The sequence below is a fragment of the Amycolatopsis sp. CA-211722 genome (assembly GCF_056828465.1).
This window is the reverse complement of record NZ_CP184752.1, coordinates 1,160,916-1,175,277: the sequence shown is the minus strand read 5'-3', so window position 1 is coordinate 1,175,277 and position 14,362 is coordinate 1,160,916. Positions and strand designations below refer to the sequence as shown.

Annotated in this window: 13 protein-coding genes and 1 tRNA gene; 5 read left to right on the top strand and 9 right to left on the bottom strand. The window is 68.0% G+C overall.

Annotated features, from left to right (window positions below; all coding sequences use genetic code 11):
* The first annotated feature begins 116 nt into the window (after window positions 1-116).
* The 3 genes from ACOCEP_RS05730 (at window position 117) to ACOCEP_RS05720 (ending at window position 4,658) form a co-directional block, all read left to right on the top strand.
* Window positions 117-1,082, top strand: a complete 966-nt coding sequence (locus tag ACOCEP_RS05730; protein ID WP_007028772.1) for a 4-(cytidine 5'-diphospho)-2-C-methyl-D-erythritol kinase — start codon at window positions 117-119, stop codon at window positions 1,080-1,082.
* A gap of 66 nt (window positions 1,083-1,148) precedes the next feature.
* Complete coding sequence (locus ACOCEP_RS05725; RefSeq protein ID WP_482336139.1) at window positions 1,149-2,915, top strand: ABC-F family ATP-binding cassette domain-containing protein; 1,767 nt, start codon at window positions 1,149-1,151, stop codon at window positions 2,913-2,915.
* Window positions 2,916-2,966: 51 nt separating this feature from the next.
* Window positions 2,967-4,658, top strand: coding sequence for a fatty acyl-AMP ligase (locus ACOCEP_RS05720; RefSeq protein WP_482336138.1), 1,692 nt, complete (start codon window positions 2,967-2,969; stop codon window positions 4,656-4,658).
* A 62-nt stretch (window positions 4,659-4,720) separates the two neighbouring features.
* Here the strand turns inward: ACOCEP_RS05720 and ACOCEP_RS05715 are convergent, their stop codons facing one another.
* From ACOCEP_RS05715 to ACOCEP_RS05700, 4 genes are all read right to left on the bottom strand, one after another.
* Window positions 4,721-5,050 carry a DivIVA domain-containing protein gene (locus ACOCEP_RS05715; protein WP_126736475.1) on the bottom strand — a complete coding sequence of 110 codons (330 nt, stop codon included), beginning with the start codon at window positions 5,048-5,050 and terminating at the stop codon, window positions 4,721-4,723.
* On the bottom strand, window positions 5,050-5,409 hold the full coding sequence (locus ACOCEP_RS05710) for a DivIVA domain-containing protein (protein ID WP_482336137.1): 360 nt from the start codon (window positions 5,407-5,409) through the stop codon (window positions 5,050-5,052). The genes ACOCEP_RS05715 and ACOCEP_RS05710 overlap by 1 nt, the downstream gene beginning before the upstream one ends.
* 159 nt (window positions 5,410-5,568) lie before the next feature.
* Complete coding sequence (gene pth, locus ACOCEP_RS05705) at window positions 5,569-6,165, bottom strand: aminoacyl-tRNA hydrolase (protein ID WP_016337310.1); 597 nt, start codon at window positions 6,163-6,165, stop codon at window positions 5,569-5,571.
* A gap of 10 nt (window positions 6,166-6,175) precedes the next feature.
* Window positions 6,176-6,781: a 50S ribosomal protein L25/general stress protein Ctc gene (locus tag ACOCEP_RS05700; RefSeq protein ID WP_482336136.1), complete on the bottom strand. Its 606-nt coding sequence runs from the start codon at window positions 6,779-6,781 to the stop codon at window positions 6,176-6,178.
* A 340-nt stretch (window positions 6,782-7,121) separates the two neighbouring features.
* Here ACOCEP_RS05700 and ACOCEP_RS05695 point away from each other — a divergent pair, with 340 nt between their 5' ends.
* Both ACOCEP_RS05695 and ACOCEP_RS05690 read left to right on the top strand, forming a co-directional pair.
* On the top strand, window positions 7,122-8,243 hold the full coding sequence (locus ACOCEP_RS05695; protein WP_482336135.1) for a hypothetical protein: 1,122 nt from the start codon (window positions 7,122-7,124) through the stop codon (window positions 8,241-8,243).
* Between the two features lie 96 nt (window positions 8,244-8,339).
* The gene (locus ACOCEP_RS05690) at window positions 8,340-8,957 is read left to right on the top strand and encodes an NAD(P)-dependent oxidoreductase (RefSeq protein WP_482336134.1); all 618 of its coding nucleotides are present in this window, start codon (window positions 8,340-8,342) and stop codon (window positions 8,955-8,957) included.
* Here ACOCEP_RS05690 and ACOCEP_RS05685 read toward each other — a convergent pair.
* From ACOCEP_RS05685 to ACOCEP_RS05665, 5 genes are all read right to left on the bottom strand, one after another.
* A complete protein-coding gene (locus ACOCEP_RS05685) occupies window positions 8,951-9,826 on the bottom strand; it encodes a TIGR03621 family F420-dependent LLM class oxidoreductase (protein ID WP_482336133.1) in 876 nt (291 codons plus the stop codon). The genes ACOCEP_RS05690 and ACOCEP_RS05685 overlap by 7 nt on opposite strands.
* A 129-nt stretch (window positions 9,827-9,955) precedes the next feature.
* Window positions 9,956-10,936, bottom strand: coding sequence for a ribose-phosphate diphosphokinase (locus tag ACOCEP_RS05680; protein ID WP_007028782.1), 981 nt, complete (start codon window positions 10,934-10,936; stop codon window positions 9,956-9,958).
* The gene (gene glmU / locus ACOCEP_RS05675) at window positions 10,933-12,420 is read right to left on the bottom strand and encodes a bifunctional UDP-N-acetylglucosamine diphosphorylase/glucosamine-1-phosphate N-acetyltransferase GlmU (protein WP_482336132.1); all 1,488 of its coding nucleotides are present in this window, start codon (window positions 12,418-12,420) and stop codon (window positions 10,933-10,935) included. The genes ACOCEP_RS05680 and glmU overlap by 4 nt, the downstream gene beginning before the upstream one ends.
* 44 nt (window positions 12,421-12,464) lie before the next feature.
* Window positions 12,465-14,213, bottom strand: coding sequence for a GGDEF domain-containing protein (locus tag ACOCEP_RS05670; RefSeq protein ID WP_126736467.1), 1,749 nt, complete (start codon window positions 14,211-14,213; stop codon window positions 12,465-12,467).
* Between the two features lie 43 nt (window positions 14,214-14,256).
* A tRNA-Gln gene (locus ACOCEP_RS05665) sits at window positions 14,257-14,328 on the bottom strand.
* Window positions 14,329-14,362: the final 34 nt, after the last annotated feature.

Here is a 14,362-nt window from a genome sequence, read left to right as displayed (position 1 = left end):
CTCGCCGAACGGGCCGCTCCGGACGCACCGCGTCCGGAGCGGCCCGTTTCCTTTGACCCATCCGTTCTCTTTCTCCTGGTGACAGTGCAAGTGGAGCGGCCACGTAGGCTTGAGGCGTGCTCGCCGTCGTACCGCCCCCAGTAACCGTCAGGGTTCCCGCCAAGGTCAACCTGCACCTGTCGGTCGGTGACGTACGCCCGGACGGTTACCACGAGCTGGTGACCGTGTTCCAGGCGCTTTCCCTGACCGACGAGGTGACCGTCGCGGTCACCGAAGACCCCGGCGTCGAGGTCTACGGTGAAGGGGAGGGCTCCGTGCCGACAGGAGCCAACAACCTCGCGTGGAAGGCGGCGCAGGCGCTGGCGGCCCATGTCGGCAAGGCGGACGGCGAGTCCAAGGTCAGAGTGGTGCTGCGCAAAGGCATCCCGGTCGCGGGCGGGATGGCCGGTGGGAGTGCCGACGCGGCCGCGACCCTGGTGGGGCTCGCGTCGCTTTGGAAGCTCGACATTTCCCGGGACGAACTGGCCGGTATCGCCGCGAAGCTCGGTAGTGATGTTCCCTTCGCGCTTTACGGCGGGACAGCGCTGGGCACCGGCCGAGGCGAGCAGCTGGTGCCTGTCTTGTCGAGGCACACCTTCCACTGGGTGTTGGCCTTCGACCAGCGTGGTCTCTCGACTCCGAGAGTGTTCGGCGAGCTGGACAAGTTGCGTGAAGAGGGCAGCCCGCCCCGGATCGGTTCGCACACTCCTGTGGTGGAGGCGCTGGCATCCGGCGACCCGCGGCAACTGGCGCTGCTTCTCGGTAATGACCTCCAGGCGGCCGCTGTTTCGTTGCGTCCAGGGCTGCGCCGCACGTTGCGGGCGGGAGTCAACGCGGGTGCGCTCGCCGGCACCGTGTCCGGATCCGGACCGACCTGCGCGTTCCTGTGCGCGGACGCCCAATCGGCCGTCGAGGTCGCCGCGGAACTGTCCGGCGCGGGTGTCTGCCGTACGGTGCGCGTCGCGCACGGGCCGGTCCCCGGAGCCCGGCTCGTCGGTGGGGACGACGCGCCGCGGCCGTCGCCGCCTCGGGTGCACGCGTGAGGATGTCCGAAATGGACATCGACTAATTCGTTGTGGTGCGAGCTTTTGGAAAGGATCGGCTGAGGCATGGCCAACTTGGTCAACCTGGAGTCGGTGAGCAAGTCCTTCGGGGTGCGCCCGCTGCTCGATGGTGTTTCGCTCGGTGTGGCGGAGGGGCAGCGTATCGGTGTCGTCGGTCTCAACGGGGGCGGGAAGACGACGTTGCTGGAGGTTCTCGCGGGGATCAGCGAGCCGGACACGGGACGTGTCAGTCAGGTCCGGGGTTTGCGGATGGCCGTGGTCACCCAGCGGACCGAACTTCCCGAAGGTAGCACGGTGGGGGATGTCGTGCTGGAGCGCTACGGTGCGGAGCACGAGTGGGCCGCTGACGCGCGTGTCCGGTCCATTATGGATGGTCTGGGCGTCACCGCTCTCGGCCTCGACAAGAAGACGGCGAACCTGTCGGGTGGTGAACGCCGCCGGGTGGCGCTGGCGGCCGCCCTCACCGGTGAACTGGACCTAGTGGTCCTCGACGAGCCGACCAACCATCTCGACGTCGAAGGTGTGCGCTGGCTCGCTGATCACCTGCTCAACCGCAAGATCGCCGTCGTGGTCGTCACGCACGACCGGTGGTTCCTCGACACGGTCGCGAGTTTGACCTGGGAGGTCACGAACGGTCGCGTCGAGCAGTACGAAGGCGGTTACGCGGACTGGATCTTCGCGCGCGCCGAGCGGGCGAGGCTGGCGGCGACGGCGGAGGAGAAGCGGCAAAACCTCGCTCGTAAAGAGCTCGCGTGGCTGCGCCGCGGTCCGCAGGCCAGGACCTCGAAGCCGCGCTACCGCGTCGAGGCGGCGGAGGCACTGATCTCCGACGTGCCGGAGCCGCGTGATTCGGTCGAGTTGCAGGCGTTCGCCCGCCGCCGGCTGGGGAAGACGGTGCTGGAGATCGAGGACGCCACGTTGACCGTCGGCGACCGGACTCTGCTCGATCACGTCACCTGGCGGATCGGGCCCGGTGATCGGATCGGCCTGGTCGGCGTGAACGGGTCGGGCAAGACGACCCTCCTCAAGCTGCTCGGGGGCGATACGGAGCCCGAGACGGGACGCCGTATCCAGGGCAAGACGGTCAGCCTCGCGCATCTGCGGCAGGAGCTCGACGACCTGCCCGGCGATCTGCGCGTGCTGCAGGCGATCGAAGAGGTCTCCGGACGGGTCGTGTTCGGCAAGCAGGAGCTCACCGCCTCGCAGCTGGCGGAAAAGCTGGGGTTTCCCGCCGCGAGGCAGTGGACGCCGGTCGAGGACCTTTCCGGTGGTGAACGCCGCCGCCTGCAGCTGTGCCGGCTCCTGATGGCCGAGCCCAACGTGCTGCTCCTCGACGAACCGACGAACGATCTCGACATCGACACCCTGCAGCAGCTCGAAGATCTGCTGGATTCCTGGCCGGGCAGCCTCGTCGTCGTTTCGCACGACCGATACCTGGTCGAACGCGTCTGCGACACGATCGTGGCCCTGTTCGGGGACGGGCAAGTGACCCACCTGCCGGGCGGGATCGAGGAGTACCTGGACAGGCGCGCCAAGAGCCTCGACAAGGCCAGCGACCGGAAGACGGGCAACGCGCAGGCCGCGCCCAAGAAGAGCGCCGCGGAACAGCGTGCCGCTCAGAAGGAGCTGTCCCGTCTCGAGCGCAAGCTCGACCAGCTGCACACGAAGGAAGAGAAGCTGCACGCGGCACTGCTCGCGGCGGCGACCGATCCGACGAAGCTCATCGAGCTGAACACCGAATTGAAAGCCGTCGAAACGGAGAAGGAGGAGGTCGAGGCCCAGTGGCTTGAGACCTCTGAAGCGATCGAATGAGTTCACTCGACGGCGAGCGGGCATTTCAGCGCGGACAGTAGTGTGACGCGCATGAGTCGGTTCGTGGACACGCTCGTCGCCACCGCGGCGGGGCGAGGTCAGCAGCGGGGAATGGTCACCGGGGAGCCCAAGGAGCCGGTTCGGCGTACGTGGGCCGAGATTCACGAGCAGGCCAAGCGGGTCGCCGGGGGTCTGGTGGCGGCTGGGCTGGAGCCCGGTAAAGCGGTCGCGGTACTGGCGGCGGCGCCGTCGCTGATCGCGCCGACGGTTCAGGCGGTTTGGCTCGCCGGCGGCAGCGTGACGATGCTGCACCAGCCGACACAGCGCACCGACCTCGCCGAATGGGCCGAGGACACCGTTCGCGTGCTGCGGATGATCGGGTCCGGCCTGGTTCTGCTCGGAGAGCCATTCGACCAGCTGGCGCCGGTGCTCACGGAGCACGGCATCGCCTTCCAGGTCATCACCGAGCTGCTCGAGGCCGAACCGCTGGCGGAGCCGGTGCCGACAGCCGAGTCGGATACGGCGCTCCTCCAGCTGACCAGCGGATCGACGGCCGACCCGAAGGCCGTGCAGATCACCTACGGGAATCTGTATTCGAACGTCAAGGCGATGGTCGACCGGGCCGAGTTCGATTTCGACGTCGACGTGATGGTCTCGTGGCTGCCGACCTTCCACGACATGGGGATGGTCGGTTTCCTGACGGTGCCGATGACGTTCGGCGTCGAGCTCGTCAAGATCACGCCGCTCGAGTTCCTGTCGGGACCGTTGATCTGGCCGCAGCTGATCAGCAAGTACAACGGCACGACCACGGCCGCGCCGAACTTCGCGTACGCGATCGTGGGCAGGCGGATGGCTCGTGTCGAGGACGACGAGGCGTACGACCTCTCGAAGCTCCGGATCGCGCTCAACGGCGCCGAGCCGATCGACGAAACGGCCGTGCGGACCTTCGTCGAGGCTGGAGCGCGCTTCAAGATGCCCGCCGAATGCGTTTTCCCGGCGTACGGCATGGCGGAGGCGACTCTCGCGGTCTCGTTCGCGCCGTTGTTCACCGGCTTGACGCTGGACGTGGTCGAGGCCGACGCGCTCGAGGCGGACAACCGCGCGGTGCCGGTCCCCGAGGACGACCCGCGGCGCGGGACCGACGAGGTTCGTTCCTTCGCGGTGCTCGGGCCGCCGCTCGACGGGCTCGAAGCCGAGATCGTCGACGACAAGGGAACCGTGCTCGGAGAACGCGAGGTCGGGGAGATCCGCCTGCGCGGCGAGGCCGTGACACCGGGGTACCTGACCATGGAAGGGCCGCTCGCGACTCAGGACGAGGACGGCTGGCTGCTCACCGGCGACCTCGGCTACCTGGTCGACGGCATGATCGTGATCTGCGGCCGTCGCAAGGACGTCATCATCATGGGCGGCAGGAACCTGTACCCGACCGACATCGAGCGTGCGGCTACCTCGGTCGAGGGCGTCCGGGCCGGGAACGCCGTCGCCGTGCGGATCGACGCCGGCAGCCGCCGGGAACGGTTCGCCGTCGTGGTCGAATCCAAACTCGCCGGGGACCCGGAAACGGAGAAGGCACTGGCGAAGGAGGTCGCGGCCAAGGTGCGCGGCGCCGTCGACATGCGGCCCTTCGCGGTCGTGGTGCTCCCGGCGGGGAGCCTTCCCAAGACGCCCTCGGGCAAGGTGAAGCGGGCCGCGACCGCAGTCCAGTTCGCGGACAAGATCGCCAAGAACGCGACGTCCGGCTGACACGAAAGGGCCGGGTCCGCGAGTATCGCGGACCCGGCCCTTTCGCTGCACCTCCCCGGTGGTCAGCGGCGTCGCCAGGGTGGCTTGCGGGTATGGGTGTGCTCCAAGGCGGGCGCTATGTAGTAGCCGGCGGATTGGGACAACCCGGCCAGCGTTCCCTCGACGTCTCGCAGGAACGCATCGACCGCTGCCTGGTCGTAGCCTCGTTTCGACAGCGGCGCCTTGGCGAACGCGACGTTGTGAACGTCCGAAACCGTCAGGTCGTCATCGCCGTCGAGGGTCGCCGCCACCCGCTCCAGGAAGGCGTCGACCGCGGGTTCGTGATAGCCGCGGGCGCCGATCGGCGCCCGGTCGAACTGCCGGGTTCTGGCCTCGAAGGCCGTGACGGGCACTAGCGTTCCCGCAGGAACTCGACGGGACCGCGGTCCGGGACAGCGCGTTCGGCGGTCGCTTCATCCTCGTCGCGGGCGCCGGGCACGCCGAGCACGTGCTGGCCGGTCCGGTGGGCGAGCTGTACTTCGACCTTGTCCAGGAAATCGTCGACTTCGCGTTCGTCGTAGCCGCGCTTGCCGATCAACGGACGCGAGAACATGACGTGGTGGACCTCGGCAGCGGTCAGGTCGTCCCGGTCCGAGATCGTGTCGGCGATCCGTTCCAGGAACGCGTCGACCTCGTGTTTGGCGTATCCGCGCCGCCCGATCGGGGCGTTCGGGAAAGTGGCGCCGGTGATGTCTTCGGCCGTAAACGACATGAAACTCTCTCCGGTTTCGGTGGGGAATGCGATCTCCGCATTCCGTCCTAACGGGTTTGAGAGTTCCCCGGAAGAGCTCGCGCTATTCCACGACTCGATCAGGGGCGTGGTGAAACGCCTTCGAGTGACGAGCTGTAACACACCGCCATGTGAGCGGCTTCACCCAGCGTGGAAGGTGTTCTGGGCCGCGGCGAGCCCGGTGCTGATAAGCGCTTCAACGGCGTCGGCGCAACGATCGATCTCGAAAGCGAGTTCTTTGCGTTCGACCGTCGAGAAGTCCTTCAGCACGAAATCCGCCGGATCCTGCCGTCCGGGAGGGCGGCCGACACCGAAGCGGACACGGTAGTAGTCCTTCGTGCCCAGCGATTTGGTGATCGAGCGGAGACCGTTGTGGCCGTTGTCGCCGCCGCCCAGTTTCATCTTGAGCGCGCCGAAGTCGACGTCCAGCTCGTCGTGGACGACCACGACACCGGCCGGGGGGATCTTGTAGAACCGGGCCGCGCCGACCACGGGGCCGCCCGAGAGGTTCATGTACGAACGCGGCTTCACCAGGACCACGCGCTGCCCGGCGAGCCTGCCTTCGAGGACCTCGGCACCGCTCTTGTGGGCCTTGAACTTGCCACCGACGCGGCCGGCGAGTTCGTCGAGCACCATGAAGCCGACGTTGTGCCTGTTGCCCGCGTATTGGGGTCCGGGATTGCCGAGGCCGGCGAGCAGGATCTGCTCGCCGGCCCCGGGAAGTACTGCTTCGGTCACATCGGTGACTTTATTCGGCGTCCTCGGCGGGGGCCTCCGCCGCCTCGGCCTCGTCGCCCTCGAGCGCGGACTCGGACGGCGCCTCGTTGACGGCGACGACCAGCGCCTCGGCGTCGGTGACCAGGGTGGCGCCCTTCGGCAGGGTCACCTGCGAGGCGAGGATCTGGGTGCCGGCTTCGACGCCCTCGACCGAGAGCTCGACCTGCTCGGGGATGTGCAGCGCCTCGACCTCGATCTGGAGGGTGTCGAGGTCGGTGGTGACCAGGGTGCCCGGGCCCGCGGTGCCGGTGACGACGACCGGGACGTCGACGGTGACCTTCTCGCCGCGGCGGACGACCAGCAGGTCGACGTGCTCGATGTAGTTCTTCAGCGGGTGGACGACGATGGTCTTCGTCAGCGCCAGCTCGCTCTTGCCTTCGAGTTCGAGGGTGATGACGGCGTTGCTGCCGTTCTCACGCACGACGCGGGCGAACTCGAGGGCGGGGAGGGCGTAGTGGCGCGGGTCCGAGCCGTGCCCGTACAGCACCGCGGGGATCTTGCCGGCACGACGCGTGCGACGCGCGGCACCCTTGCCGAATTCGGTGCGGGGCTCGACGGACAGGGTTACCTCGGACACGGTGTAGCACTCCTTCAATTCACCAACATGTTCAGCGAAAGCATGCTGAGGTGGGGATGGTTCGGGGCTGTTCTGGTGTTCGGCGGCGAATTCCACAGGCGTGCTCGATCGCGTGTGGCCACTCAAGCCGCCGCGTCGATCACGTCGGGCACCAGGTGCTCACGGAACCCGCCTCGCCGAGACCGGGAAAGTGTAGACCAAGCGGCCGCGCGGTGGTCCCGCCGGGTGGCTCGTATAGGTGACAAGTCGATGACAGCTGCCTCGCGAAGACGCGGATGCGGTGGTGCGCGACCCCTTTTCTAAGGTGTGATCTGCTCGCACGCGAGACAAAGGGGACAGGATGCCGGCACGACGGTCGAAGATCGGCGCGATCGCCGCCCTGTGCTGTCTCGTGGCCGGATGTGACGTCGCGATCGACGGGGCGGCCGGGATCCCGGCCGCCGAGCAGCAACGGGTGGATAGGCGCGCGGAACAACGGGGTGCCGTCGAGAGCGCGCTGAAGGCGCTGGAGCAGGCCCCGGCCGTCGTCTACAAGACTACGGTCAAGGACGCGTCCGGTCAGGCCGTGGAACTGCAGTTCCGGATCACCCGGAACGGGAGCGCGCACGGCGCGCTGCCGGTCGACGGCCAGACCATCCAGGTCGTCTCCGCGGACAAGCAGCTGTACCTCTCGGCGACGCCGGAGTACTGGAAGGCGCACGGGCTCGGCGACAGCGCCCAGTACGGCACCAGCTGGGTCCGTACGGACAGCTCGGATCTGCCGGTGAACGTGGTCGAGGTGCTCAGCCCGCGCAAGGCCGCGTCGACGCTGAGGACCGCGGTGTCCAGGATGGACCCGTTGACCGATCCGGTCCGTTCGAAGTTGCCCGACGGGACCGAGGTCTACGACGTCGGGAGCGGGCTCGGAGCACTGCGGGTGACCACCGCGGCGCCGCACCGTGTCGTCAGTTTCGCGCCCTCCCTCGTCGCCGCGGCGGGCGGCAAGACGCTCGGGGCGGAGATGCGGGTCGAGCCGCTCGCCGGCGAAGCGCTCAAGAAGCTCCAGACCGACCTGGACGGCGCGATCGGCGGGCTCGGGCAGCCGTTCGACGCGCTCACCCAGGTCAGGGTCAGTGTCGTCAACGACAAGCTGGACTGCACGGATTTCGTCGGGACCTGCCGGGCGACCATCGACGTCGCCAACTCGGTCATCGGCGGCGTGAGCGGGACGCCCGTGCGCCTGACGCTCACCGTCGACTTCACCGCGCAGTCACTCGGCGCGCAGAGTTGCACGGCCAACGCCGACGCGGCCCCGGACACCACGACGAGCATGACCTGCGAGGTCAAGTTCAAACTGCCGAATCGGAACGCCAGCTATCAGGTGCAGGCGAAGCCGTCGGCCAAGGGCGAGGTCCGGGCTCCGGTCGACGTCGCCGGAGTTCGCGAAAAGCTCAAGTCCGAGTTCGCCACTCTGGGCGGCTGACCTGCACGCTCACCTCGGGGTGCGTTGCATACGTTGAAGTAGCCGATCTCGCGTTCTTAGCATCGGCGTGGTCGCCGATGAAAAGGGAGAAACGCGATGGCGAAATTGGTTGTGTTCGGAGGAACCGGGTACGCGGGCGGGAAGATCGCCGCGGAGGCGCGCGGCCGCGGCCACGACGTCTTGGCGGTGTCCAGGAACGCCGAAGGCGAGGGCACCAGGGCGGGCTCGCTCTACGACGAGGCCTTCCTGGCCGAGGTCGCCAAGGGCGCCGACGTCCTGGTCATCGCGGTCCACGGGCAGAGTGGCCTGCTCGACGCGGTGCCCTCGATCGCTCAGATCGCGAAGGACAACGGCGCCCGGATCGGCGTAGTCGGCGGGGCGGGCAGCCTGAACGTGGCCGAGGGCGGGCCGCGCCTGATCGACACCCCCGAATTCCCGGACGAGTACAAGGGTGAAGCGGGTGCGCACGCCGAGGTGCTCGAAGCGTTCCGGAAGCTTCCCGAGGACGTCGACTGGTTCTACCTCAGCCCGGCCGCGGAATTCGGCGCGTGGGCCGAGGGGGAGCGGACCGGCGAGTTCCGGCTCGGCGGCGACGTGCTCCTGACCGATGAGAACGGCGGCTCGAAGATCAGCGGCGCCGACTACGCGATCGCGTTCGTCGACGAGATCGACAAGCCGGAACGCCGCCGTCAGCGTTTCTGCGTCGCTTACTGACCGGACAGCTCCCTCACGACCGGCGCGAACGTTTCCAGCATCGGTTCGAACACCGTGATGTAGGAAAAGCCGTACCGTTCGCGACGCTCCTGGAGCTGCCGGACCATCTCGCCGGTGGTCCCGAACAGCAATTGGGGCGTTTCGAGCAGGGTGTCGACGTCGAGGCCGTCCTGGTCTTTGACTTCTTCACGCCAGGACGCGGCGGCCGCGCGCCGGTCGCCCGTGACGACGACCCGCTGGACGAGCATGTTCAGTTCGGGATCGCGGCCGTTCACGTGTGAACGGAAGAAGGCGACGCGCTCGTCCATGCGTTCGGCGTCGTCGAGCCGGAAGGTGCCCGGTGGTTTCCCGGGGGCTTGACGAAGACCCGCGAAGCCGGCGATGTCGGCTTCGCGCGCGGCGAGGGAGAGCACGCCATCGCTGTTGCCCGCGAGGAGCAACGGCGGAGGCGTGATTCCTTCGGCGGTGAAATGTTCGCGCAGGTGGTCAAGGCTCTTGGCGAGATACTCGATGCGTTCCTTGGCCGGGGTCCAGGGCAGGCCGGCCTCGTCGAATTCCGATTTCATGTGGCCGGAACCGAGCCCGAGGTCCAGCCGATCGCCCGTCATCTTCACCGTCGTGACGACTTCGCGGGCGAAGAGTGCGGCGTTGTAGAAGGCCATATTGGAAACGAGAGTGCCGACGCGGGGCCGCTGGGTGACCGCGGCGGCCATGGTCAGTGCCGGGAAAGGTGCGTTCCGACCCGGGCCGAGATGATCGGGCACGGAGATGACGTCGTATCCGAGGGCCTCGACCCGGCGGCACTTCGCGACCCAGTCTTCACGGTTCTCGGCGCCCCACAGGTTCACGCCGAATTTGAATTTCCCCATGACGGAAACCTAGCCACGCGGGGAGGCCGGGCGCGCGCCGTTTCGCGAGGAGCCGAAAACGGAGCAGGGGACCTTTGCTTTCACTCTCCAGAAGAGAGTGAAAGCAAAGGTCCCCTGCTCCGCTGAGGGTCAGGCGTTGCCGTCGAAGAGGGACGTGACCGACCCGTCCTCGAAGACCTGCTGGATCGCCTGCGCCAGCAGCGGCGCGATGGACAGCACGGTCAGCCCGGGGAACCGCTTCTCCTCCGGGATCGGCAGCGTGTTGGTGACGATGACCTCGCGCGCCTTGCAGTTCGACAGCCGCTCGGTGGCGGGGTCGGACAGGATGCCGTGGGTCGAGGCGATGACGACGTCGGACGCGCCTTCGTCGAGCAGGGCCTCGGTGGCCTTCACGATCGTGCCACCGGTGTCGATCATGTCGTCGATCAGCACGCACAGCTGACCGCGGACCTTGCCGACGACGCGGTTGGCGACGGCCTGGTTCGGCTTGTCGGGGTCGCGGGTCTTGTGGATGAAGGCGATCGGCCGGTCACCCAGCTGCGCCGCCCACTTCTCGGCGAGCCGCACGCGGCCCGAGTCCGGCGAGACGACGGTGATGTTCTCGTCCCGATACGTCTTGTTGATGTGCGCGGCCAGCACGTTCTGCGCGAGCAGGTGGTCGACCGGGCCGTCGAAGAAACCCTGGATCTGCGCGGTGTGCAGGTCGACCGTCATGATCCGGTCGGCGCCCGCGGTCTTGAACAGGTCCGCGATCAGGCGCGCGGAGATCGGCTCGCGACCCTTGTGCTTCTTGTCCTGCCGCGCGTACGGGTAGAACGGCATGATCACGGTGATCCGCTTGGCGCTGGCGCGCTTGAGGGCGTCCACCATGATCAGCTGCTCCATCACCCACTCGTTGATGGGAGCGGGGTGACTCTGGATCACGAACGCGTCGGTCCCGCGCACCGATTCGTTGAACCGGACGAAGATCTCCCCGTTGGCGAAATTGTGCGCGGTCTGCGGAACGACCGACACGTTGAGGTGCTTGGCGACCTCTTCGGCGAGTTCCGGGTGGGCGCGCCCCGAGAAGAGCATCAGGTTCTTCTTCGGTGTTCCGGACTTCGAGCTCATGCTGGCGACTCCCCGTCGTTTCCCTTGTTCGAATCGGACACGGCGGTGGTGTCCTGCTTCGCGGCGGAAGCTGCTTCCGCCGCGGGTGTGCCCGGCCTGCGCCGGGACACCCAGTCTTCGATGTTGCGCTGCGGCCCGGTGGACACGGCGAGCGCGCCCGGGGGCACGTCTTGCCTGATCACGGTGCCTGCCCCACTGTAGGCGCCGTCGCCGATGGTCACCGGGGCGACGAACGTGTTGTCCGCGCCGAGCCGCACATGGGAGCCGATCGTGGTGTGGTGCTTGTTCACGCCGTCGTAGTTGACGAAGACGCTGGAGCAGCCGATGTTGCTGTTCTCGCCGATGGTCGCGTCGCCGACGTAGGTCAGGTGCGGGACCTTCGTGCCGGCGCCGATGTCGGCGTTCTTCGTCTCGACGAAAGCGCCGAGTTTGCCCTTGGTCCCCAGTTTGGAACCGGGACGCAGGTAGGTGAACGGGCCGACCTTCACGCCGTCGCCCAGTTCCGAATCGGAACCATGGGTGCGCACCACCGACGCGCCGGCGCCGACGGTGACGTTCTCCAGCGTGCTGTCCGGGCCGATCCGCGAACCCTCGCCGACCGACGTCGAGCCCTTCAGCTGGACGCCGGGCTCGATGACGACGTCGCGCGAAAGGGTCACGCCCGCGTCGATCCAGGTGCTCGCGGGGTCGACGACGGTGACGCCGGCCCGCTGCCAGCCGCGGACGATCCGGCGGTTCAGCTCGGCGCCCAGGACGGACAGCTGGACGCGGTCGTTGACGCCTTCGGTCACCCACGGATCGTCGATGACCAGCGCGCCGACACCCTTGCCGTCGCCGCGGGCGATGCCGAGGACATCGGTGAGGTAGAGCTCGCCCTGGGCGTTGTCCGTCGAAAGCCGCGAGAGCCCGTCGACGAGGACCGAAGCGTCGAAGGCGTAGACGCCGGAGTTGATTTCGGCGATTTCGTGCTGTTCGGGGGTGGCGTCCTTCTGCTCGACGATCGAGGTGACGACACCGTTCTCGTCGCGGATGATCCGGCCGTATCCGGTCGGGTTCTCGACGACGGCGGTTAGCACGGTGACCGCGTTACCGGTGGAGGTGTGCTCGGCGACCAGGGAAGCGAGCGTTTCGGTGTCGAGCAGCGGGACGTCGCCGTAGCTGACGACGACGGTGCCGGTCAGTCCGCCGGGCAGCGCGGAGAGCGCGCACGAGACGGCGTGCCCGGTGCCCTTCTGCTCTTCCTGGACGGCCGTGACGACCTGGCGGCCGAGTGCCTCGCCGACCTTTTCCAGCCGGGCGCCGACCGAGTCGCGACCGTGGCCGACGACCACTACCAGGTGCTCGGGGTTCAGCCCCGCGGCGGCCCGCACCGCGTGCTCGACCAACGGGCGGCCGGCGATCGGGTGCAGCACCTTCGGGGTGGACGAACGCATGCGGGTGCCCTCACCCGCGGCGAGGATCAACGTGCTCAGCGGGCCGGTCACGGCTCTCCCAACATTTCACCAACGGTGGTTGTCGGGCATTGATCCTACGTGGGCTGCTCGGCGTCCCACGCGGGGTCGGTCGGAGCATCCTCACCGGGCCATCCGGTCGCCGGATCGATGGCCATCGAGTTCACCGACGAAACCTGGTTCCCGCCGCCGCGTTTCGCCTGGTACATGGCCGCGTCGGCGCGGGCGAGGACCTGCTCGGCCCGCTCCTGCGGGCGGAGCGAGACGAGGCCGACGGAGAGGGTGACGCCGTGCGAAAGATGGTGCGGCAGAGATGCGACGGCATTCACAGAACGACCCAGCGCCTGCTTCGCCGCCGAGGCCGGAGCCCCAGGTAGAAGCACGATGAACTCGTCTCCGCCGTATCGGGCGACCACGTCGTCGCCGCGCAGGGCGTCGCGCAGCGTGCTCGCGATGACACGGAGCACGTTGTCGCCCTCGGCGTGCGACTGCTTGTCGTTGACGTCCTTGAAACCGTCGAGGTCGACCAGCGCCACGGCGAGCGGCTGGGCGTCGGCGGACGACGCCAGCGAACGCAGCTTTTCGTCGAGCGCGCGCCGGTTCGGCAGGCCGGTGAGCGGGTCCTGGAGGGCCTGCTGGGTGATCGCGCCGTGCTCAGCGGACAGGCGTTCGTGCTCCCGGCGCGCGTTGAGCGTGGCGATCTGCGATTCCCTCAGCGACCACATCTCCGTTTCCAGGATGGTCGCGTAGTCGATCAGCGACTGGCTCGCCCCGGACGCGTAGTCCGGGGTGGTGTCGAGCCTGGCGAGTTCGCGGGCGAGGTTCAGCCGCATCGACGGCAGTGAGCCGTCCTCGTTGTCCTCGCGGACCTCTTTGAGCACCTGCAGGGCGTCTTCGCGGCGGCCGTCGTTGTCCAGGCAGCGGGCCAGCGCGATGGCGATGATCTCGCGTTCGTGCGGGAACACCAGTTCCGGATGGAGCAGCGAGTTCAGCCGCTCGATATGCGACGAATCGGGCGACGCCAGCGCGGCGGCCGCGGCGAGCACGCCGACCTGGTCGATGGCGGGAACCCCGGCCTTGCGCGGGAAGAGCGACTCGGTGAACGGGCCTTCGGCGGCCTGGGCCATCGACGCCGCGGTGCGGAACTTGTCCGCGCCCTCGTCGTAGCGCTCGATGCGTTCGAGGCGCAGGCCCCAGCCCAGCAGCATCTTGACGCGGTTGATCAGCTGGAGCGCGATCTCGTGCGGGCTCGCGCTGTCACGGATCGCCTGCGCGGCGCGGGCGATGGCCTCCTCGGCCGCCTCGTAGACACCGAGCTGGTTCAGCACCAGCCAGCAGTCGACCAGGGTCGTGGACAGCATCCGGTCCCAGTTGCGTCTGCCGACCTGGCGGTCCGGGACCGCGGAATCGTCGAGGATGGCCAGCGCCCTGGCGATCTCGGTGAGGGCGGCGTCCTCCTGTTTGGCGATCACCAGCCGCCGGCCGCGCATGGCGTGCGCGTCGGCCCGCATCAGCGCGAGACCGTGCCGCCTGGTGTGCGCGAGCATCTCGTCGAGCCGGGGCTCGGCTTCGGCGGCGAGGCCGCGGGTGACCAGCCTGGCCATCGCCGAGTAGCGCAGCAACTGGGCGACCAGCAACGGTTCGCCGCGGCGCTGCGTCTCGTCGAGGAGTTCGTCGAGACTGGTGACGATGTCCAGCTGCTCGGCGAAGCTGACACGCTGTATGGCCGCCCCGAGTTCGCGCGCGCGACCGTAAAGCCAGGCGTCGGACATCTCCGCAAGCGCCGGCCGCCTGCCACTGGTCGTCGCGTCCTCGGTCAGCCGCACACACCCCCACCGTTGAAAACGCCGCTGGTCATCTGTTCGTCTGCTCCGCCGCCAGGATTCGAACCTGAACTGTCAGAACCAAAATCTGAAGTGCTGCCGATTACACTACGGCGGATCGATCCTGGTCAGGATAGCCATGCCGGGGACCT